Below are 18,237 nucleotides of genomic sequence, written 5' to 3'. Positions count from 1 at the left end.
GGATTAAACAGGCTATAGGCAAAAAAATGAACTTGTCTAATCTTTCTATTCTTGGACTCGCTTCGGACCGGATGCAGTGGCTCTCGGCCCGGCAGAAGGTCGTGTCTGAAAACGTCGCCAATGCCTCGACCCCGAACTACAAGGCGCGCGATGTATCGTCCTTTGAATCGATGCTCAATGGCGAGTTGTCGCGCGATACCGGGCTGGTGACCACCCATGACAAACACTTCACCGGCGTCGCCCATGGCACGCCCGGCGTGCGCGAGGTGACGGATGGCCACGCCAAGGGCACCACTTTGGATGGCAATACCGTGAACCTTGAAGAACAGGCCGTGAAGGCCGCCGAGATCGGCGATCACTACAGGTTGGCCGCACAGCTTTACCGCAAAAGCTATGACATGCTGACCATGGCCGTCACCGGAAACAGATAAGGAAAGCCCATGGATCCGCTTCAGTCCATCGCCAAAATCGCCGCCAGCGGGATGACCGCGCAGACCGCGCGTTTGCGGGTGATCTCGGAAAACGTGGCCAATGCCGATTCAACGGGCACCACGCCCGGCGCCGATCCGTTTCGCCGCAAGACCATCAGTTTCTCGGAGTTGATCGACCGCAATGGCGGCGGCTCTTTGGTGGAGGTCGACCGTATCGGGCGCGACCAATCCCCCTTTCGCCGCGATTATGACCCGGCGCATCCGGCGGCGGATGAAACCGGCTATGTCAAACGCCCCAATGTCGATCCGATCATCGAGATGGCCAACATGCGCGAAGCCTCGCGCAACTACGAGGCCAATATGAACATGTTCGAGTCAGGCCGCCGGATGCGCGGTCAGATGCTCGACCTGCTGAAGTGAGGCTGACCTGAGATGAGCGATCCCGCCTCCCTGATCTCGACCGCCGCGGTCCGCGGTGCCTATCGCACCTCGCAATCTCTGACGGCGCAAAAGGGCGAAGCCATCGCCGAAGAGGCAGGCGCCAGCGCCAATAGTTTCACCAATATGGTGCAGCAGGCCTCGGAAAGCGCGCTGGAAACGGTGCGCGAAGGCGAAGCCGTGGCCCAAGCCGGGCTGCGCGGTGAGGCGGATACCCAGCAGGTGGTCGAAGCCATGCTGGCGATGGAATCCACCGTCAAAGTGGCCGTGTCTGTGCGCGACCGCTTTGTCGAAGCCTATCAGGAAATTCTGCGGATGCCGATCTAGGCCATGACCGAAACCCAGACCTATGACATCATCTCTGCTACCGTCTGGGCCGTGCTTCTGGCCTCGGGTCCGGTGTTGGGAGTGGCGCTGGCGATTGGTCTGGTGATCGCGTTCTTTCAAGCGCTCACGCAGATTCAGGAAATGACGCTGACCTTCGTGCCCAAGATCGTGATGATCTTTGTCACCCTGCTGGCCGCGACGCCTTTCATGTATGCCACGCTGAAGAACCTGTCGGACACCATCTTTGACCTCGTGCAGAACGGTGGGCTGTGAGGGGCTGGCGGCATATCGCGGCGGCGCTTTTGGCAGCCACGCTCGCCTCCCCCACCCTCGCGCAGGGCTGGGGGTCTTTCTATGAGCCGTCGCAGAAAAACGCGGTGACCAAGACTGCGCGGACGCTGGCCGCCAAGGGGGGGCCCGAAGGCGTCTGCATCCGCGAGATCCTCGCCGCCCAAACCCGGCATGGCATCCCCGACAATCTGCTGCTGGCCATCGGCCTGCAAGAGGCGGGCACCCGCCGCAACGGGCATTTCACGGTCTGGCCCTATGCGGTCAACGCCGCAGGCGAAGGGCGGCTGTTCGACAGCCGCACTGCCGCGCTGGATTGGATTGCAGAGCGTCAGGCAAGCGGCATCCGCTCCATCGACGTGGGCTGTATGCAGATCAACATGCGCTGGCACCCGGATGCCTTTGACAGCCCCGCCCAAGGGTTCGATCCGCGCGTAAACGTCGACTACGCGGCGCGCTTCCTCAAGCGGTTGCATCGGCGCACGGGCAGTTGGTTACAGGCGGCGGGGTCGTATCATTCCTTTGAGCCGGAATACCGCGACACCTACCTCGACCGGCTGCAAAAGAACATTTCCGCCGCTAATGCGCGGCTGCCGGAGTTTCAGGCGTTGGCCAGTGCCAGCCCGGCCCCTGCCCGCCCGCGCAAAACGGCGCGGCGCGAAGCGGGCCGCTATGACAGGCTGGCGGCCAAGGCCACATGGGGCGCGCAGATCGGCGGGGCGGCGAACGCGCGGCGCTCGCTTTACTCGGCGCATGAGATGCAGCCGGTCCTGCCGCAGTTCACCACCGTCCCTGCGGAGGATGCGGGATGAGCACGAAACCCAATACCCTTCTGCCGCAACTGAGCATGTTTGGCGCCAATAAGGACGTGAGCTTTGCCGTTGGCATGGCGTTGGTGCTGGCGGTGCTGTTCCTGCCGCTGCCGCCGATCCTGTTGGATTTCGGGCTGGCGCTGTCGCTCTCGCTCTCGGTGCTGATCTTCATGGTGGCGCTTTGGATTCCATCACCCTTGCAGTTCAACTCTTTCCCGACGCTGCTGCTCGTCACCACCATGCTGCGCCTGTCGCTCAACGTGGCCTCGACCCGGCTGATCCTCAGCGAAGGCCATGCGGGGATGCATGCGGCGGGGGATGTGATCCAAGGGTTCTCCAAATTCATCGTGGCGGGGAATTTCGTTATCGGTGTGGTGATCTTTGCCATTCTCGTGATCATCAACTTTGTCGTGATTACAAAGGGCTCGACCCGTATCGCCGAGGTTGCCGCGCGGTTCTCGCTGGATGCGATGCCGGGCAAGCAGATGGCGATCGACGCCGATATGGGCGCGGGGCTGATCGACGAGGATGAGGCCCGGCGCCGCCGCAAGGAGCTTGAGGACGAAAGCGCTTTCTTCGGGGCGATGGACGGTGCCTCGAAATTCGTGCGCGGCGATGCGGTGGCGGGGCTGATCATCACGCTGATCAATGTGATCGGCGGCATTCTGATCGGCGTCGTGCAGCGCGGCATGGGCGTCGGCGATGCCTTTAACGTCTTTACCTCGCTGACCATCGGCGACGGGCTGGTGAGCCAAATTCCGGCGCTTGTCGTCTCGCTTGCCGCCGGTCTGATCGTGACCAAAGGCGGCACGCGGGGGGCCGCCAATGAGGCGGTGTTCGATCAGCTTTCGAACTTCCCCAAGGCGCTTTACATGGCCGCTCTGCTGCTATTTGGCATCGGTCTTTTGCCCGGCTTTCCGCTGCTGGTCTTTGCCCTTCTGGCCGCGGCCATGGTGGGCTTGGGCGTGGTCATCCAGCGCGGCGCGGCGGAGGCGGCAGAGGCCAAGGCGAAAGCTGACGCCGAGGCGCAAAAGAAACAGGACATGCCCGAGACCGACAGCAACCCGATGCATCTGGATGAGCTGCGGCTGGTGCTGGGCGAAGGGCTGGTGGCGCTGGCCAACCGCCCCGACGCGGTACTGCCGAGCAAGATCAAATCCCTGCGCAAGCATTTCGCCGAAGAGTTCGGATTTCCCATGCCTTCGGTGCGGATCAAGGATGACGTGAGCCTGCCGATCAACAGCTACGCCTTCCAAATCCACGGTGTCGACGCAGCCAAGGGTGACATCCGCGCCAATCAGATGATGGTCATCAACCCCGAAGGCGCGCCGCTGCAACTGCCGGGCGAGGCGACGCGCGAGCCGACCTTTGGGCTGGATGCGCTTTGGGTCGACAGCAAGGTCGCCGATCAGGCCGAGGCGCAGGGCTATACGGTGGTGGACCCGGAAAGCGTGATCACCACCCATTTGACCGAAGTCATCAAAGAGAACATGTCGGAACTGCTGACCTATGGCGCAGCGAAAGAGGCGATCGAGGGGTTGGACCGGAACTATCAAAAGCTGGTCAACGATCTGCCTGTTCCCTCCCCCGCCATTCTGGTGCAGCAGGTCTTGCAGGAACTGCTGCTTGAACGCGTCTCGATCCGCAATCTGCCGCTGATCGTCGAGGCGATGGCCGAGGCGACGCGCCAGACTTCCAAGCCCGCGCTGGTGCTGGAGAACGTGCGCCGCCGCCTGTCGAGCCAGATTTGCCAAGGGCTGGCGGATGGGCAGGGCTTTGTGCCGGTCATCACCCTGTCGCCCTCATGGGAGGCGGAGTTCATCGAGGCGGTCAAGATCGTGGGCGAGGACCGCACCTTTGTCATGTCGCCCAAACGGGTGCAGGAATTCGTGCTGCAAGCCCGCCAGCAAATCCAGCGTTTCGCCTCGGAAGACAGTTGGCCCGCGCTGATGGTCAACCCCGAGGCGCGGTCTTATGTGCGTTCCATGCTGGAACGGGTCAGCCCGATGACGCCGGTGATCTCCAACGCCGAGATCCATCGCAAGGTGTCCCTGCGGACCGTCGCCACCATCGGGGGCTAGGGATGGACCTTTCGGCCCTCCTGACCGACGCCCTGATGGGGTATTTCGTCGTCTTTGCCCGGATCGGCAGCGCGCTTGTCTTCATGCCGGGGTTCGGGGAGACCTCGGTGCCGATGCGGCATCGGTTGTTCTTTGGTCTGATCCTGAGCGCCGCGCTCTATCCCGTGACCGGCCTCGGCCCGGTGGCCGAGGATCGCCCCGCCGCGCTGCTGCTGATCTTTGGCTCTGAGATCACCGTGGGGCTTTGGATTGGACTGGTGGCGCGCACGCTGCTTTCGGCGCTGCAATTCGCGGGCTATCAGATGGCCCTGATGTCGGGGCTGGCCAATGCTTTGGCCCCGAACATCGGTGCCTTCGAGGGGGCGACCTCTATGGCGGCGATGCTGTTGATCGGGGCCACGGCGCTGATCTTTATCACCGACCTACACCACCTCATCATTGAATCGCTGCTGATGTCCTATCAGGTCTTCGTGCCCGGCACCTTCATGCTGGCCGATCTGACCGACCAATTCGCGCGGGCAACGCAGGTGAGCCTCTATCTTGGCCTGTCCATCGCAGCCCCCTTCTATGTCGCCGGTCTGGTGCTGAACGTCGGCATGGGACTGGCCAACCGCATGATGGCGAGCCTTCAGGTCTTCTTTATCGCCCAGCCCTTGCTGATCGCCGCCGGGCTGGCCTTGATGGTGCTGGCCGTTCCGACCATGATGCGCGGGTTTCTTGAGCCTTTCGCGAATTGGCTCACCACCTACGGATTCTAGCCCATGTCGGAAGAGGACAAGAGCAGTAAGACCGAAGAGCCGACGGAGAAAAAGCTCCGAGACGCGCGCAAGAAAGGCGACGTGCCGCAATCGCGCGAGACCGGCACCGCGATGCTGGTCTTTGCCCTGCTGATGATCCTGATCTTCGTGCTGCCTGCCTCGATCGACGGGATCGTGGCGGCGCTGCAAAGCCCCCTTTTGGGGGCGGGTGTCACTGCCATCGGCACGGGCGGCACTGGTGTTGCAGAAGCGGGGCAAGTGATGAAATCGCTGGGGTTCACGCTGGGGCTGGCGATGATGCCGGTGGTGGGGATCATGGTGCTGGCAGCCCTTTTCGGCGTTTTGATCCAAGGCGAGACCGTCGTCTCGGCGGAGCGGATCAAACCGAAATTCTCCAAGCTGAACCCGCTGTCGGGGTTCAAACGCCTGTTCTCGGCCGAGGCTTTCGTGGAGTTTGCCAAGAATACGGCCAAGGTACTGGTGATCGGTTTCATTACCGTCTGGGCCGTGCGCGACATCGCGCAGTCGCTGGGCCAGACGCAGGCTTTCATCCCCGAGACGCTGCTGCAAGCGACCCTGCAAAAGGTTCGCTGGATTTTTCTGGTCACCACCGTGCTTCTGGTGCCCATCGCCATCGCCGACATCATCTGGAAGCGGGCGCAGTGGAAAAAGAAACAGATGATGAGCCTCAAGGAGATCCGCGACGAGCATAAAGACAGCGAGGGTGATCCGCAGATCAAGGGCCGCCGCGCCGAATTGCGCCGCGCCCGCGCCCGTCAGCGCATCGCGCAGGCCATCCCCAATGCCAGCGTAATCCTGACCAACCCGACCCATTACGCCGTGGCGCTGAAATATGAACAGGGCGTCGATGACGTGCCGGTCTGCGTGGCCAAAGGGGCCGATGTCATGGCCCACCGCATCCGCGAGTTGGCCAAGGAACACGACATTCCGATGATCGAAAACCGCCCGCTGGCCCGTGCGCTGCACGCGGCGGTGGAGGTGGACGACCGCATCCCGATGGAGCATTGGCAGGCCGTGGCCGAGATCATCGGCTTTGTCATGGACCTGCGCCGCAATGTGCGTCGCAAGCCCCCTGCCGGGTCGTCAATCCGCGAAGAGTGACGCGCGCTTAGCGCAGGCGCAGCCCTTCGAGGTTGCGGTCGGCGGGGAGTTTGGAGCGTTCCAGCAGGATTTTCGTAATCAACCGCGCCCGGACAAGGCTGAACGAGCCCATGATCTGCGCGGCGTCCCGTTCGGGCATGGCACCGATGACCTGCACGGCAGTTTCCACGTCGATCTCATCCATGATGCCCGCCGCCACCTGCGGCTTCATATTGCGGTAAAGTTCGACCAGTTTGGTCATGTCCTGATTGTTCGCCTCTTCGATCACCTTGAGCTGCGCGCCGATCTCGTCGCGCAGGCTGGCGAGGCGGGTTTGTTCGGCCTTGAGGCTCTGTTCGGCCAGCGCAAGCTTGGCTTCACGGTCGGCAATCGTGTCGCGCTGCTCTTTCAGCAGCGCACGCTCTTCGGCGATGGCTTCGGCGATCAGATGGCTTGGCTCGCACATGCCGCTCTCGCCCGGGGCGCTGGCGTCATAGCTGGGTGGGGCGGGGGCGGCGGCAAGCTCGACAGGGACCGGGGGCGTGTCATCGGGGGTTTCGGCGATGGCCATCATCGGCATGAACTCAACCGTGAGTTTGAGCACGCCAGCCACGCCAAGGCCAAAAAGCGCAATCTTGGGCAGGGAGATACGGCTCATTCCTTACGCTCCTTCGTGATGTCGAAAAAGGTGCGGACCAGTTCGGATTTGCCCTGCACCGCCGCTTGGCCCCGGACCTGCGCGCGGCCCTTGAGACGTGCGGCGCGCATCTGGGCCGGGCTTTGCCCCGCCGGGGCGGGTTCGGGCGCGGCTTGGCGGGGCGGCGTCGCCTCGCGCTGCACCGGCGGCTCGGGGCGTTGCACCCTTGTGCTGAGGTCGCGCAGGTCTTCGACCGATTTGGCCGATTGATCGACCGCATTGGAAAAGGCCCCGACCATCGGCTCCATCTCTTTCAGGGTCGCCATCAGGGCGCGAACGCGGCGATCAAGGATAAAGGCATAGACCAGCGTGCCGACCAACAGCACGATAATGATGATATCAATCAAGGCCGGCATCATCGTCGCTGTCCTCCTGATTTTCCTTAGGGAGCAGGGATTGGATCACCCGCAGCGCCAAGGCGCCATTGCTGCGCTGGCCGAAGGCCGCTTGGAACATCGGCTGGGCGTTCACCATGCCGACCACGGGGGTATCGACGGTCATGCCCAGATCGATCACCTGACCGGGCTTCCATTCCAGCACCTCATGCAGCGGGATCGTCACCTGCTGTAGCACGCCGGTGATGGTAACCGTGGTGCTGGAGATCTGGCTGTTCATATCCTTGCGCGCGTTGCTGTCGGTGGGCGAGCGCCCGCCAAGGAAGGGCTGCGCAAGCTGGGCGCTGACCTCATCCAGCGTGCCATAGGGCAAGACCAGCGCCATATGGCCGCTGCGGTCTTCGAATTGCATATGCAGCCGGACCAGCACCGTCGCCGTGCGCGGCGCGGCCAGCATGACCGACCGGGGGTTGGATTCGAGCGATTGAATGTCGAATTGCACCGGGCTGACATCATGCAGGCAATGCGCCAAACCCTTGAGCGACAGCTCCGCCAGCCTGCGGCCCAGTTTCTGCTCAATCGCGGTCAAGCCGCGGGGTTTCCACTGCTGGCTGGTGGCGCGGCGGCCACCCAGCATGATCTCAAGCACCGAAAACAGCAGGTCAGGCTCGACCACACAGGCGATCTGGCTGCCCCAGCTTTCCGCATTGGCGATGGCGATGAGCGAGGGCGACTGGATGCTCTCCATCGCGTCCTCATAGGGCATGTATTCGAGCGAGCTCAGCTCGATCTCGGGGGCGACGGTGCAATAGGACTTGAGGTCGGGCACCAGCGCCAACAGCAGACGGTCGATGATGATCTCAAGCGTAGGCAGGCGCTGAAAGCTTTCGCGCGCCTGACGGATCATCGTCTCTTCGAGGCTCAGCGCATCGGGGGAGGCCGCTATCGTCATTGCACCACCATATCGGCAATCAGGATTTCATGCGGCGCGTCGGTGTGCCCCACCGCCCGCGCCCGGCGCAGCAGTTCGGTCTTTAGCATCGCCAGCCCATAGCTGCCCGACAGATCGCTGACATGCAACTGGCGCAGGAAGTCTTGGAAACTGTCGCGCAGGTAAATCTCACGCGCGACCAGACGGTCCGCGCCCTCGGCGGTTTCATCATAGACCATCAGCATGTTGAGCTTGAGGAAGCGGCTGGTCTGCCCGCCCTGCGGGCCGGTGTCGGTGACGTTCACGATGATCTCAGGAAAAGGCATGACCGGCATTTTGACTTCGGTCTTGGGCTTTGCGCCGTGGCCGTCTTCGCCGCCCTTCTCGCCGTGATCGTTCTCAGCCGTCTCCACGGTCTCTTCGGCGGTTTCCTCACCCCCAAGCCCGGCCATTTCAAGCAACCCCGAAGGCCCGATGGCCAGCGTCACCCCACCCAGACCTGCAAGAAGGCAGAGCAAGACGACAGCAAGGATAGCGAGAGGCTTTTTCATTCTTTCACTCTTAATCGGATCCCGCGCGAAGCGCCACATGCAAGAACAAATACATCTTCAAACAAGCTTTATTGCAACAGAAACCTGTTTATTTTTCGGATCGGGCAAGTATAAATCGATATATGCTTGCATAGTGAGGGCCGAGTGGAGAATGCTCGGACCATACAACCGAGTGAGGGGCCGTGAATCAGATCGTTGAAAACCTTAAGGATTTGGGTCCAAAGCGGCTGGCTCTCCTCGGCGGCATCGGTCTGGCGATCACCGCGGCCATCTTTATCGGCGCGCGGACCATCCTCGCCCCCACCTATGTCCCGGTTTACAGCCAGTTGAGCCCCGGCACCGCCTCGCAAATGATGCAGACGCTGGAACAGGCGGGGCTGACGGTCGATCTGTCGCGCAACGGCGATACCATCTCGGTCGCCGAGACCGACATCGCCCGCGCCCGCATGGCGCTGGCCGATGCGGGGCTGCCCGGCGAAGGCGTTCCGGGTTGGGAGATTTTCGACAATATGTCCGGCATGGGGATGAACTCCTTCATGCAGAAAGTGAACCGCCTGCGCGCGCTGGAAGGTGAACTGGCCCGGTCGATCCAGACGATCAGCGGCATCAAGGCCGCGCGGGTGCATCTGGTGCTGCCCGAACGTGCCGCCTTTTCGCGCAGCCGGGCCGAGGCCAGTGGCTCGGTCATCGTGCGCTCGCAGGCCAATACCAGCATGACGCGCCGTCAGGCGCAGGCGATCCAAGCGCTGGTGGCCTCTGCCGTGGCGGATTTGGAAGCGCAGAACGTGACCGTCCTGTCAGCCTCGGGCGAGACGATCCTGGCCAAAGACGAAGGCGGCAGTTCTGACTTCTCGCTCCAAGGTCAGCGTAGCATGATCGAAGAGCAACTGGCGCAAAAGGTTGAATCGATCCTCAACGCTCGCGTGGGGCCGGGCAATGCCCGCGTGCGGGTCAGCGTCGATCTGACGACCGAGCGCGAAGTGCGTGTTTCGCGCACATTCGACCCCGCCCAGCAGGTCGCGCGGTCGATCGAGACGCGCGTACGCAACTCCAATGAAACCGATCCGGCGGCGGCCACGGTGGATGTGGCCAACAACATCCCCGATGAGCTGCGGGACGATGCGGGCGGCGGCGCGGGCCAATCCACCCGCTCCGAGAATGACGAGATAATCAACTACGAAATCGGCTCGGTCCAGAGCGAGCTGGTGCGCGAGCCGGGCGATATCGAGCGTATCTCGGTCGCGGTGCTGGTCAACGGCAGCTATGGCACCCTGCCCGATGGCTCCGAAGGCTATATCGAGCGCAGCCCCGAGGAGATGGCGCGCCTGACGCAATTGGTCAGCACGGCCATCGGCTTTGATCAGGCCCGGGGCGATCAGGTGCAGGTCGACAGTCTGCAATTCCTCGATTTCGATTCCGAGTTCAGCAACCCCGCCAGCCGTGGCTTGGGTGCGGTGCTCGCGGACAACGCCATGACCATCCTGCGCTCGCTCTTTGCCTTGGCGCTGGTGGCGATCATCATGGTGCTGGGCGCCCGCCCGCTGCGCATGGTGCTGGATGCCACCCTGCCCCAGCCCGCGCTGGCCGGTGCCGGGGCCGATGCGGCGCTGCTGGACGGCCCTGAGGAAGACAACGCGCCCAAGGCGCTGACCGGCGGCACCCAGAAAGAGACCCCGCAAAACCGTCTGCCCACCCCAGCAGGGGCGCAGACCGGTGCGGTGCTTGGCCCGATGGATGAAATGCCCCGCGACATGGTGCATCTCGCCTCGGTCGAGGGGGCGGTTCAGCACAGCCAGTTGCGCGCCGTGGCCGAACTGGCCGAGGACAACACCGATGACGCCCTGCGCGTTCTGGGCGAATGGCTGTCGGAAGGGGATGATCTGTGATCACGAGCCTCAAGCTTCAGAACTTCGACGAAGACGGCAAGAGCAAGCCGCAAGACCCGGCGCTGCCCACCCCCGAAGAGATCGAAGCGAAAATCAAAAAGGCCCATAAACAGGGCCATATCGAAGGCTATCTGGCCGGGGCCGATGCGGGCCGCGCCGAGATGCATCAGACCATGCAGGCCGAACATGCCGCCATGGCCGAAAAGCTCGCGCAGGAACTGGCGCGGCTGGCACAGGCGATGCAGGCCCATCAAGAAGCGCTGATGGCGCAGATCGTGGGCTTTACCCTGCAAACCTGCGAGATCGTCCTGCCCGAGGTGATCGAAAGGCTCTCGACCGCGCGGGTGAAAAAGACCGTGACCCAATCGCTGAAAATGGCCATCGGATCAAGCCATATCAAAGTGCGCCTGTCGCCCGCCACGCTGGATCAGATCGGCCCCGAGTTGCGGCAACGGGCGGTCTATTACAAATGCGACAGAATGCTGGACCTGCGGGCCGATCCCGAACTGCCCGATGGCGATGCGCGGATGGAATGGGACCACGGCAGCCTTGATTACGGGTTCAAAAAGATTTGCGACCGCCTGCTCGCCGAATTGCGCGACACCCATGCGCGGGCGCTGAAAGCACAAAAGGAGAAGGACGGAAATGGACAAGCCTGACCTGCAATCCCCCCAAGACGACAACAAGGCCACAGACGGCAAAGCGCCTGACGCCACGCCAGAGCAGCCGCGCGCCGATGCCTTTGGCAACTCCGCCAGCGCAGGCGGCGATGATGCGGGCGTCTTCCCGCAACTCGACACCGAAGATTCCCGCAATGCGCTGGCCCCCCGCCCCGAGGCGGGCGGCGCGGGCATCAACGCGATGCTGAACGTCGGCCTCGACGTGCAGATCGTGCTGGGCCAGGCCCGTATGCCGATTTCGCGCCTGCTGGAACTCACCCGAGGCTCTATCGTGGAGTTAAACCGCAAGATCGGCGCACCGGTTGACCTTATGGTCTCAGACCGTCTGGTGGCGCGCGGTGATCTCGTAAAGGTCGGTGAAGACCGGCTTGGCGTGTCCCTGACCCAGATCGTCAAGGACTATGTCCCTGACTGACCGCCCCTCTCTGCGCAGCTATGCGTCGGGCCGGATGGGCCTTGCCCTGCTGGTGCTTCTCGCCAGCGGCAGCATGGCCATGGCCCAAGACGGCGGGTTTCTCAGCACCCTGTCGGATGTGATCGGCGATACCGCGCCCGGCAGTGACGAAAACGCCAATCTCTCGGGCCGGATCGTCCAGTTTATCGCGCTGATCACCGTGCTCAGCATCGCGCCGGGGCTTTTGGTGGTGATGACCAGTTTCACCCGCTTTGTCATCGTCCTGTCGATGCTGCGCTCGGCCCTTGGCCTGAACCAGACACCGCCCAATATCGTGCTGACCTCGCTGGCGCTGTTCATGACCTTCTTCGTCATGCAGCCGGTGTTTGAGGACGCCTATGAGGCCGGGGTCGAGCCGCTGCTGGAAAACGCCATCGCCGAGGAACAGGCGCTGGAGCGGATCGCCGCGCCCTTCAAGACCTTCATGTACGTCAACACGCGGCCCGAAGACTACGCCCTGTTCCTGCGCATCGCGCCCGCGGATGAGGAGGCCGAAGAAAGCCCCCTGCCCGCCTCGGCGGCAGAGGCCACCTTCCGCCATCTCGTTCCGGCCTTCATGATCTCGGAACTGCGCCGCGCCTTTACCATTGGTTTTCTGATCTACCTGCCCTTCGTCGCCATCGACCTTATCGTCGCCTCGGTCTTGATGAGCGCGGGGATGATGATGCTGCCCCCGGTGCTGATCTCCTTGCCGTTCAAGGTGATCTTCTTCGTGCTGATCGACGGTTGGTACATGCTGGCGGGATCGCTGATCGAAAGCTATGTGCCGCTTGCCGGTGGCTGACCTGCTCTAAAAGGATCTCTCCATGTCGACCAATGCCCTTTCCAAATCTCGCAGAAAGCCCATCACGGTGGAGGATCTGAACGGTCCGACCAAAGCCGCCATCACCTTTCTCTGCCTTGGCGAGCAGACCGGATCGGAACTCATGCAAAAGCTCGGCACCGCCGAGATCGAGCGTATCACCAGCGCCATGAGCCGCCTTGGCCCGATCCCGGCAGAGGTGGTGGAACATGTGCTCAAAGAGTTCACCCAAAAGGTCGTCAGCGGCACCGGTTCGGTCGTGGGGTCGCTGTCGACGGCAGAATCCATGCTGCGCAAATTCATGCCCGAAGAGCAGGTGACCAGCATCATGGAAGGCCTCAAGAACAGCGAGCGCGAAAGCGCCATGTGGCGCGGCTTTGGCGCGCTGGATGAGACCGTGATCGCCAATTACCTCAAGGGCGAGCATGACCAGACCGCCGCGGCGATCCTCAACAACGTCGACACCGGCGTGGCCGCCAAGGTGCTGCCGCTGCTGGGTCCTGAGCGGATGCAGGACATCGCCGAGCGCATGATCGCGATGGAGGCCGTACCGCTGCATATGATGCAGCAGATCGAAGAGACGCTGAAACAGGACATCCTGTCGAATGCGATGCATACCAATTCGGTCGAGACGCATCAGCGCATGGCGGATCTGTTCAACCAGTTGGACGTGCAGGCCTTTGAGGAGCTTTCCGGCGCGCTGGACGCGCGTATTCCGGACGCTTTCCAAGCCATCAAACAGCGCATGTTCGTCTTTGACGACCTGTTCAAACTGCCGATGCAGGACTTGGCGCAGGTCATGCGCGGGCTCGATGGGGCGACCCTGCCGATGGCGATGCGCGGCGCCAAGAAAGAGCAGCGCGATCACCTGATGGAATGCCTGCCGCAACGCTCGCGTCAGATGCTGATGGACGAGATGGCCGCCACCGGCCCAGTCCGGGGCCGCGACGTGCGCGCGGCACAGGCCGCCATGGTGGAATATGCCAAGAGCCTTGCCGATCAAGGCGTGATCGAACTGCCCTCGGCCGCCGATGACGACGAATTCATCGAATAAAGGGGGTCAGCGGTAGACGCTCGACGCGCTATAGCCGCCGGTGATCGTGGGGATGTCGATGGTCGCGGCCGTAAAGCTGCCGCCCTGCCCGATCGAGACAGCCCCCTGCATCAGCGAAAGCACCGTGCTCGACGACGAAGAGACACCTTCGACCGCATCGTAAATCGCCGAGAACCGCGAGACGAGCTTGTCGACCTCCGCCGGGTCTTGCAGCTTTTCGATGTCGAATTTCTGCTCGAAAAGTGCGATCTGACGGTCGAGATCGACCTGAATCGCCTCATCCGGCACACCAAGCGCGCGGCGCATGAATTTGCCGAGGTCTTCGTCCTTCAGCACGTCGAGCCAGGAGTCGATCTCAGCCGCCTTAGCTTTGAACTCCAAGGCGATGCGCGCGCCTTCGTTGTCCTCTCCGGCCTCGTTCAGCACGAAACGCTCCTTGAAACGGTCGATCATCTCGGCCTGCCAATCGACCTTATCAAGGTTCGCGCTGCTCCCCCCTCCGGGCGTGAAGCCCAACGTGAGATACATTTCGCGAATTTTGGGGTCGCTGAGGCGGTTCACCAGCGCGGAACTGTCGGTGATATCGCTTTCCAGCGTCTTGCGGATCATCGCCTTGCCAAAGATCTGGTCTTCAAGATCAAAGGCCCGCATGACGAAAGTATAGACTTCCGTATCGGCAATCAGTTCCTCCGAGGAAGAGATGCTGCCGATACGCTCTTCAAAGGCTTCGATCTGCCGGGCGTTCAGGGCGTTGCTGGCGGCAAGGTCGAGCTGTTTGTCGCGCGTCGCGTCAAACAGTTTGACCGCCACCTGCGTGCCCATGCCGCCCAGCGAAATCATGCGTGCGCGGCCTCATGGCTGGAGGCGGTCGGCACCGGGCGAAGCTGCATGAGTTCGGTCTCGTATTTCAGGACCGCGCGCAGTTCGCTCATGGCTTTGTAAAAGTCAGCCATAGAGACGAAGTTCGCCGCTTCCATGATCCGGCTGCGCATTTCCGCGCCAAAGCAGCAGGCCAGATCGGCCAAGCCCTGCTGGATCATCGGCAGGATTTGATCGCGTGTATCGGGACGGATCAGCGCGGTTTGCACCAAGAAGTAGACCTTGGAGACGGGCGTGGATTCCGCGTCCGGCTTCAGCAGATCGGATTCGCGTACGATGTCGGCGCGGTTCTCGACGGTCAGCGCTTGGCGGCGGTCGCCGTTGCGGATGACGCAGCCGTTCACGACCACACGTTCGCGGGGGCGAAGAGTGAGTTTCAGCATCTTACACCTCCTGCATCTGCGGCGCGGCCTGCCCGGCCAAACCGGCGGCGATATTGCCGTTGATCTCGACAAGACCCGCCAAGCGGCCTTCGCCAGCCATCAGCGCAGTGCTGTGACGGTCCACCCAAAGCGCGATGGAAATGAGCGACGCTTTCAGCCCGTCGGGCATCTTGTTTTCCGGCTCCGCTAGGTCATAGCGCAGGGCCGACCAGAACCGTTGATTTTCGTAGATCGCGTCGCGCAGACCGGAGGCGAGGATGTTCAACCGCTCGCTCTTGTCGTCTGTCGCATCAAAGCCTTGGCCTTTATCGGCAAGGTCATGTGTGACGCGGCTTAGAATGCGGCGCTCGATCTGCCGCGGGGTTTCGCTTTCGCGAATTGTTCGTTTGTATGCTGCCAGCCCCATAGGAATTCTTCCTTGTTTTTATCGTTTGCTGCCTGCCAACCGCAAATTCTGAGGCGGTTGGACCGGGGCCAAAGCGCTAGGCTCTGGCCCCGAAAACCCTAATCCTTAACGGAACAGGCTCAGGATGTTCTGCGGCGCCTGGTTGGCGATCGACAGGGACTGCGATGCCAGCTGCTGCTGAACCTGAAGCGCCTGAAGACGGGCGGCTTCTTCTTCCATGTTGGCGTCAACCATCGCGCCAACGCCGGAGTCGAGGTTGTCGGTCAATTTGGTCAAGAACTCCTGCTGGTTCTCAATCGATTTTTCGCCAACGCCCAGTGTCGTTGATGCACTGACCGCGTCACTGAGTGCGGCCTCAGCTCCTTTTAGCGTATTTGCAAGAAATTCCTGTTTGTCCGCCTCAGTAGTAAGACCTGTGTAAGCGGTACCCCCGAGGCCTGCGGCGATTTTGCTAAAGGTATCACTGACTGCGTCGAGGGTGACACCGCTAACCTTCATCTTCGTCACGTCGAAGTTGGCACCTCTACCAGTAATACCGGTAACAACATCAATACTTCTAGCTGTATTGGAAGCTTCAGTCACCGTGCCATCAGCGGCAACGACAGCTGCCGTCACCCCCCCGGTATCAGTTCCGGCGACCATGTTATCACCGTTAAAAACAGCTTGCTTAACCGAAGAATCCATTCTCTTAACGAGTTCGTCCAGTTCAATTGCAACTTTTGCTACGAGGTCATCTCCGCCAGCCTGAGCGAAACTCATTCGTTCAACAAACTCCACTGCCAACTCTTTGACATTGTCTGCGCCCACGCGAGCGGTTGCCAAAGAGTTCTTAGTCAAAGTCAAACTCTCGTTAATTGCTTTTGTTGCGCCGCTGTCGCCTTTCATGGTCTCAGATATCGCAAAATAGGCCGCGTTGTCCTTGCTTGAAGAAACTTTAAGGCCCGTCGAGATCCGGTCTTGCGTTTGGTTCAGGCTGCTGTTCACGTTCCGCAGAGTTGCGAGAGCGTTCATTGCAGATGTGTTTGTATTGATCGAAGACATATTATTATTCCAGACTATTCTAGTTCGTTATGTCGTCTTTCTGACAACTGCGGGGCGAACCCGCTTGATTACGTTTTTACGCGAAAAACTGGCAACATTGAGGCAATTCAGAAACTTTTGTCCACGGTTGTCATCAGTGTTGCGCGGTTGTCACGTTTTGCACCGCTTCGGCCGTAAATGCCTGAAATGCTGTGCTCTTCCCGGATTTGGGAAACCTGTGAGATCATCTCTGAAGTGGCTTGGCGGGCCAATTGCAGGTGGTGATGATCGCGCGCAATCAGATCTTTCAGATCGCGCAATTTATCTTTGCTGACCGCTTCGGGATCGTGGCTGAGTTGCTCTTCCAGCACGGCGGTGAGTCGGGCTTTTTCGCTGGCGAATTCGACCAGCTGGTTGAACGCCCCGCCCTCGACCGCGGCGATTTCGCGGCGCAGCAGATTGCCCAAGGCGTCAACGGCGGCGAGTGCTTTGCGCGGATCGCTCATCGGTTGGCCCCCGTTTGATAACGCTGCATCGCGGTTTCAATTGTGCGGGCGATTCCGGTGCTGTTCTGCTCGGCGATGCTTTCGCCAATCGCGTTGGACAGAAAGCTGCGCCAAGTCTCTTCGGCATGCCCCCCGCCGAAGCTGCCGATGTCCACGGTCGAGAGCATTTCATCGACCATCTGGCCGAGGAACATGGCTTCAAACTCCTGCGCCTTTTCGGCAGTGACGGCATCGGCCTGCGGGGCTGCCGGTTTGGCCGCCGGGGTCGGCGCGGGGATTGGGAGAGATGCGAATTCCATGACCTGCCCCTAGATGATCTCAAGGTCGGCATGCAGAGCGCCCGCCGCCTTGATAGCTTGAAGGATTGAAATTGTCTCGGTCGCGCCGACGCCGATGGCGTTCAGCCCATCGACGAGCCTTTGCAGGCTGACCGACCCGTCGATGACGGCGAATTTCGCGTCTTTCTCTTCGACGCCGACCGAGGAGTTCGGGACCACCACGGTGGTCCCGCCGATGGACAGCGATTCGGGCTGGCTGACGTTGAAATCATCGCGGACGGTGACGGTCAGCCCGCCTTGGCTGACCGCGACACGGTCGATGCGGACATTGGCGCCGATGACGATGGTGCCCGAACGCGCGTCGATCACCACTTTGGCGACCTGATCGGGCTGAACTTGCAGCGGTTCGATCAGGGCCATCGTCTCCATCAACGATCCCTTGCCGTAGGCCGATACGGTGATGGTGCGCGAATCGATGGCCTTGGCGACCGGACCCATGGCTTGGTTGATCGCCGCCTCGACCCGCTGTGCAGTGACGAAATCGGCGTTGCGCAGGGCCAGTTTGATGCTGTTCATCTCGCTAAAGTCGAAATCGACCTCACGTTCGACGATGGCGCCATTGTCGATCCGCGCGCCCGTGGGCACGCCTTCGACGATGGAGGCGTTCAGCCCCTGTGCGGCGAAACCGGCCACGGCAATCGGGCCTTGGGCCACGGCGTAGATCTCACCATCGGCCGCGGTCAGCGGGGTGACGATCAGCGTGCCGCCGCGCAGCGATGACGCATCACCCAGCGAAGAGACCACCACGTCGATGGTGCTACCGGCCCGCGCGAAGGGCGGCAGGGAGGCGGTGACCATGACGGCGGCGGTATTGGCCGTGCGCATCTGATCTTCGGTCAGGTTGCCGATGCCGAGCCGCTCTAACATGCCTTCGATGGCGCGTTCGGTGAAGGGCGCGTTGCGCAGGCTGTCGCCCGTGCCGTTCAGCCCCACGACCAGCCCGTAGCCGACCAATTGGTTCGACCGCACGCCTTCGACGGTGACGATATCCTTGATCCGCACCTGTGCTGCCGCCGGCGCGGCGAGCGCGAAGGTGAGGCCGATCAGCAAAAGTTTAAACAAGGCGTTCATGGGTTGCG

At 61.7% G+C, this 18,237-nt stretch carries 24 protein-coding genes; 13 read left to right on the top strand and 11 right to left on the bottom strand.

Features of this window, described 5'->3' with window-relative positions:
• Nucleotides 1–26 precede the first annotated feature (26 nt).
• The 8 genes from flgB to flhB are packed head-to-tail and all read left to right on the top strand — an operon-like array spanning nt 27 to nt 6,257.
• Nucleotides 27–431 carry a flagellar basal body rod protein FlgB gene (gene flgB, locus ACGYLX_RS09695; protein WP_168613098.1) on the top strand — a complete coding sequence of 135 codons (405 nt, stop codon included), beginning with the start codon at nt 27–29 and terminating at the stop codon, nt 429–431.
• Nucleotides 432–440: 9 nt separating this feature from the next.
• A complete protein-coding gene (gene flgC / locus ACGYLX_RS09690) occupies nt 441–851 on the top strand; it encodes a flagellar basal body rod protein FlgC (protein ID WP_067261031.1) in 411 nt (136 codons plus the stop codon).
• Nucleotides 852–863: 12 nt separating this feature from the next.
• Nucleotides 864–1,196 carry a flagellar hook-basal body complex protein FliE gene (locus ACGYLX_RS09685; protein ID WP_067261033.1) on the top strand — a complete coding sequence of 111 codons (333 nt, stop codon included), beginning with the start codon at nt 864–866 and terminating at the stop codon, nt 1,194–1,196.
• Nucleotides 1,197–1,199: 3 nt separating this feature from the next.
• A complete protein-coding gene (fliQ, locus tag ACGYLX_RS09680; protein ID WP_067261035.1) occupies nt 1,200–1,469 on the top strand; it encodes a flagellar biosynthesis protein FliQ in 270 nt (89 codons plus the stop codon).
• Entirely contained in the window at nt 1,466–2,296 is an 831-nt protein-coding gene (locus ACGYLX_RS09675) for a lytic transglycosylase domain-containing protein (protein WP_168613099.1), read from the top strand. Before fliQ ends, ACGYLX_RS09675 begins: the two co-directional genes overlap by 4 nt.
• Nucleotides 2,293–4,377, top strand: a complete 2,085-nt coding sequence (gene flhA / locus ACGYLX_RS09670; RefSeq protein WP_168613100.1) for a flagellar biosynthesis protein FlhA — start codon at nt 2,293–2,295, stop codon at nt 4,375–4,377. Before ACGYLX_RS09675 ends, flhA begins: the two co-directional genes overlap by 4 nt.
• A gap of 2 nt (nt 4,378–4,379) precedes the next feature.
• On the top strand, nt 4,380–5,135 hold the full coding sequence (locus tag ACGYLX_RS09665) for a flagellar biosynthetic protein FliR (protein ID WP_168613101.1): 756 nt from the start codon (nt 4,380–4,382) through the stop codon (nt 5,133–5,135).
• Between the two features lie 3 nt (nt 5,136–5,138).
• Nucleotides 5,139–6,257 carry a flagellar biosynthesis protein FlhB gene (gene flhB, locus ACGYLX_RS09660; protein ID WP_168613102.1) on the top strand — a complete coding sequence of 373 codons (1,119 nt, stop codon included), beginning with the start codon at nt 5,139–5,141 and terminating at the stop codon, nt 6,255–6,257.
• Nucleotides 6,258–6,264: 7 nt separating this feature from the next.
• On the opposite strand, the gene ACGYLX_RS09655 is transcribed toward flhB, so the two are convergent.
• From ACGYLX_RS09655 to fliL, 4 genes are read right to left on the bottom strand one after another with little or no spacing between them, the layout of a single operon-like run.
• Nucleotides 6,265–6,894, bottom strand: coding sequence for a MotE family protein (locus ACGYLX_RS09655; protein WP_067261044.1), 630 nt, complete (start codon nt 6,892–6,894; stop codon nt 6,265–6,267).
• Nucleotides 6,891–7,292: a flagellar motor switch protein gene (locus ACGYLX_RS09650; RefSeq protein WP_394449048.1), complete on the bottom strand. Its 402-nt coding sequence runs from the start codon at nt 7,290–7,292 to the stop codon at nt 6,891–6,893. The genes ACGYLX_RS09655 and ACGYLX_RS09650 overlap by 4 nt, the downstream gene beginning before the upstream one ends.
• Complete coding sequence (locus ACGYLX_RS09645) at nt 7,273–8,220, bottom strand: FliM/FliN family flagellar motor switch protein (protein ID WP_168612849.1); 948 nt, start codon at nt 8,218–8,220, stop codon at nt 7,273–7,275. Before ACGYLX_RS09645 ends, ACGYLX_RS09650 begins: the two co-directional genes overlap by 20 nt.
• Nucleotides 8,217–8,750 carry a flagellar basal body-associated protein FliL gene (fliL, locus tag ACGYLX_RS09640; protein WP_271692032.1) on the bottom strand — a complete coding sequence of 178 codons (534 nt, stop codon included), beginning with the start codon at nt 8,748–8,750 and terminating at the stop codon, nt 8,217–8,219. Before fliL ends, ACGYLX_RS09645 begins: the two co-directional genes overlap by 4 nt.
• 182 nt (nt 8,751–8,932) lie before the next feature.
• Here fliL and fliF point away from each other — a divergent pair, with 182 nt between their 5' ends.
• The 5 genes from fliF to ACGYLX_RS09615 are packed head-to-tail and all read left to right on the top strand — an operon-like array spanning nt 8,933 to nt 13,626.
• Nucleotides 8,933–10,636: a flagellar basal-body MS-ring/collar protein FliF gene (gene fliF, locus ACGYLX_RS09635; protein ID WP_394449045.1), complete on the top strand. Its 1,704-nt coding sequence runs from the start codon at nt 8,933–8,935 to the stop codon at nt 10,634–10,636.
• On the top strand, nt 10,633–11,295 hold the full coding sequence (locus ACGYLX_RS09630; protein ID WP_168612846.1) for a FliH/SctL family protein: 663 nt from the start codon (nt 10,633–10,635) through the stop codon (nt 11,293–11,295). The genes fliF and ACGYLX_RS09630 overlap by 4 nt, the downstream gene beginning before the upstream one ends.
• Nucleotides 11,282–11,731 (top strand): FliM/FliN family flagellar motor switch protein, encoded by a 450-nt coding sequence (locus ACGYLX_RS09625; protein WP_168612845.1) that lies wholly within the window; start codon nt 11,282–11,284, stop codon nt 11,729–11,731. Before ACGYLX_RS09630 ends, ACGYLX_RS09625 begins: the two co-directional genes overlap by 14 nt.
• Nucleotides 11,718–12,554, top strand: a complete 837-nt coding sequence (fliP, locus tag ACGYLX_RS09620; protein ID WP_168612844.1) for a flagellar type III secretion system pore protein FliP — start codon at nt 11,718–11,720, stop codon at nt 12,552–12,554. The genes ACGYLX_RS09625 and fliP overlap by 14 nt, the downstream gene beginning before the upstream one ends.
• Before the next feature lie 22 nt (nt 12,555–12,576).
• A complete protein-coding gene (locus ACGYLX_RS09615; RefSeq protein WP_168612843.1) occupies nt 12,577–13,626 on the top strand; it encodes a flagellar motor switch protein FliG in 1,050 nt (349 codons plus the stop codon).
• A 6-nt stretch (nt 13,627–13,632) separates the two neighbouring features.
• Here ACGYLX_RS09615 and ACGYLX_RS09610 read toward each other — a convergent pair whose 3' ends face one another.
• The 7 genes from ACGYLX_RS09610 to ACGYLX_RS09580 form a co-directional block, all read right to left on the bottom strand.
• A complete protein-coding gene (locus ACGYLX_RS09610) occupies nt 13,633–14,466 on the bottom strand; it encodes a DUF1217 domain-containing protein (protein ID WP_394449041.1) in 834 nt (277 codons plus the stop codon).
• Complete coding sequence (locus tag ACGYLX_RS09605; RefSeq protein WP_168612841.1) at nt 14,463–14,888, bottom strand: flagellar biosynthesis repressor FlbT; 426 nt, start codon at nt 14,886–14,888, stop codon at nt 14,463–14,465. Before ACGYLX_RS09605 ends, ACGYLX_RS09610 begins: the two co-directional genes overlap by 4 nt.
• 1 nt (nt 14,889) lies before the next feature.
• Complete coding sequence (flaF, locus tag ACGYLX_RS09600; RefSeq protein ID WP_168612840.1) at nt 14,890–15,294, bottom strand: flagellar biosynthesis regulator FlaF; 405 nt, start codon at nt 15,292–15,294, stop codon at nt 14,890–14,892.
• 105 nt (nt 15,295–15,399) lie between these two features.
• A complete protein-coding gene (locus tag ACGYLX_RS09595) occupies nt 15,400–16,335 on the bottom strand; it encodes a flagellin (protein WP_168612839.1) in 936 nt (311 codons plus the stop codon).
• A gap of 107 nt (nt 16,336–16,442) precedes the next feature.
• Nucleotides 16,443–16,820, bottom strand: a complete 378-nt coding sequence (locus tag ACGYLX_RS09590) for a hypothetical protein (protein WP_168612838.1) — start codon at nt 16,818–16,820, stop codon at nt 16,443–16,445.
• Nucleotides 16,817–17,119 (bottom strand): rod-binding protein, encoded by a 303-nt coding sequence (locus ACGYLX_RS09585; protein ID WP_168612837.1) that lies wholly within the window; start codon nt 17,117–17,119, stop codon nt 16,817–16,819. Before ACGYLX_RS09585 ends, ACGYLX_RS09590 begins: the two co-directional genes overlap by 4 nt.
• A 9-nt stretch (nt 17,120–17,128) precedes the next feature.
• Nucleotides 17,129–18,229, bottom strand: a complete 1,101-nt coding sequence (locus tag ACGYLX_RS09580; RefSeq protein WP_168612836.1) for a flagellar basal body P-ring protein FlgI — start codon at nt 18,227–18,229, stop codon at nt 17,129–17,131.
• Nucleotides 18,230–18,237 lie beyond the last annotated feature (8 nt).

Source organism: Sulfitobacter sp. 1A13496, from assembly GCF_043557225.1.
GTDB lineage: Bacteria > Pseudomonadota > Alphaproteobacteria > Rhodobacterales > Rhodobacteraceae > Sulfitobacter > Sulfitobacter faviae.
Note: the sequence above shows the minus strand (reverse complement) of the source record. Positions and strands in the feature narration are given on the sequence as shown.

Bases quoted from the DNA above. Each gene is read 5' to 3' on its own strand.
- ACGYLX_RS09665 (WP_168613101.1), top strand. From the start codon at position 4,380: ATGGACCTTTCGGCCCTCCTGACCGACGCCCTGATGGGGTATTTCGTC.
- fliP (WP_168612844.1), top strand. From the start codon at position 11,718: ATGTCCCTGACTGACCGCCCCTCTCTGCGCAGCTATGCGTCGGGCCGG.
- ACGYLX_RS09685 (WP_067261033.1), top strand. From the start codon at position 864: ATGAGCGATCCCGCCTCCCTGATCTCGACCGCCGCGGTCCGCGGTGCC.
- ACGYLX_RS09595 (WP_168612839.1), bottom strand. From the start codon at position 16,335: ATGTCTTCGATCAATACAAACACATCTGCAATGAACGCTCTCGCAACT.
- fliQ (WP_067261035.1), top strand. From the start codon at position 1,200: ATGACCGAAACCCAGACCTATGACATCATCTCTGCTACCGTCTGGGCC.
- flhA (WP_168613100.1), top strand. From the start codon at position 2,293: ATGAGCACGAAACCCAATACCCTTCTGCCGCAACTGAGCATGTTTGGC.
- ACGYLX_RS09645 (WP_168612849.1), bottom strand. From the start codon at position 8,220: ATGACGATAGCGGCCTCCCCCGATGCGCTGAGCCTCGAAGAGACGATG.
- ACGYLX_RS09590 (WP_168612838.1), bottom strand. From the start codon at position 16,820: ATGAGCGATCCGCGCAAAGCACTCGCCGCCGTTGACGCCTTGGGCAAT.
- ACGYLX_RS09610 (WP_394449041.1), bottom strand. From the start codon at position 14,466: ATGATTTCGCTGGGCGGCATGGGCACGCAGGTGGCGGTCAAACTGTTT.
- flgC (WP_067261031.1), top strand. From the start codon at position 441: ATGGATCCGCTTCAGTCCATCGCCAAAATCGCCGCCAGCGGGATGACC.
- fliL (WP_271692032.1), bottom strand. From the start codon at position 8,750: ATGAAAAAGCCTCTCGCTATCCTTGCTGTCGTCTTGCTCTGCCTTCTT.
- ACGYLX_RS09585 (WP_168612837.1), bottom strand. From the start codon at position 17,119: ATGGAATTCGCATCTCTCCCAATCCCCGCGCCGACCCCGGCGGCCAAA.
- flgB (WP_168613098.1), top strand. From the start codon at position 27: ATGAACTTGTCTAATCTTTCTATTCTTGGACTCGCTTCGGACCGGATG.
- ACGYLX_RS09615 (WP_168612843.1), top strand. From the start codon at position 12,577: ATGTCGACCAATGCCCTTTCCAAATCTCGCAGAAAGCCCATCACGGTG.
- ACGYLX_RS09650 (WP_394449048.1), bottom strand. From the start codon at position 7,292: ATGATGCCGGCCTTGATTGATATCATCATTATCGTGCTGTTGGTCGGC.
- ACGYLX_RS09655 (WP_067261044.1), bottom strand. From the start codon at position 6,894: ATGAGCCGTATCTCCCTGCCCAAGATTGCGCTTTTTGGCCTTGGCGTG.
- flhB (WP_168613102.1), top strand. From the start codon at position 5,139: ATGTCGGAAGAGGACAAGAGCAGTAAGACCGAAGAGCCGACGGAGAAA.
- flaF (WP_168612840.1), bottom strand. From the start codon at position 15,294: ATGGGGCTGGCAGCATACAAACGAACAATTCGCGAAAGCGAAACCCCG.
- ACGYLX_RS09605 (WP_168612841.1), bottom strand. From the start codon at position 14,888: ATGCTGAAACTCACTCTTCGCCCCCGCGAACGTGTGGTCGTGAACGGC.
- ACGYLX_RS09580 (WP_168612836.1), bottom strand. From the start codon at position 18,229: ATGAACGCCTTGTTTAAACTTTTGCTGATCGGCCTCACCTTCGCGCTC.
- ACGYLX_RS09625 (WP_168612845.1), top strand. From the start codon at position 11,282: ATGGACAAGCCTGACCTGCAATCCCCCCAAGACGACAACAAGGCCACA.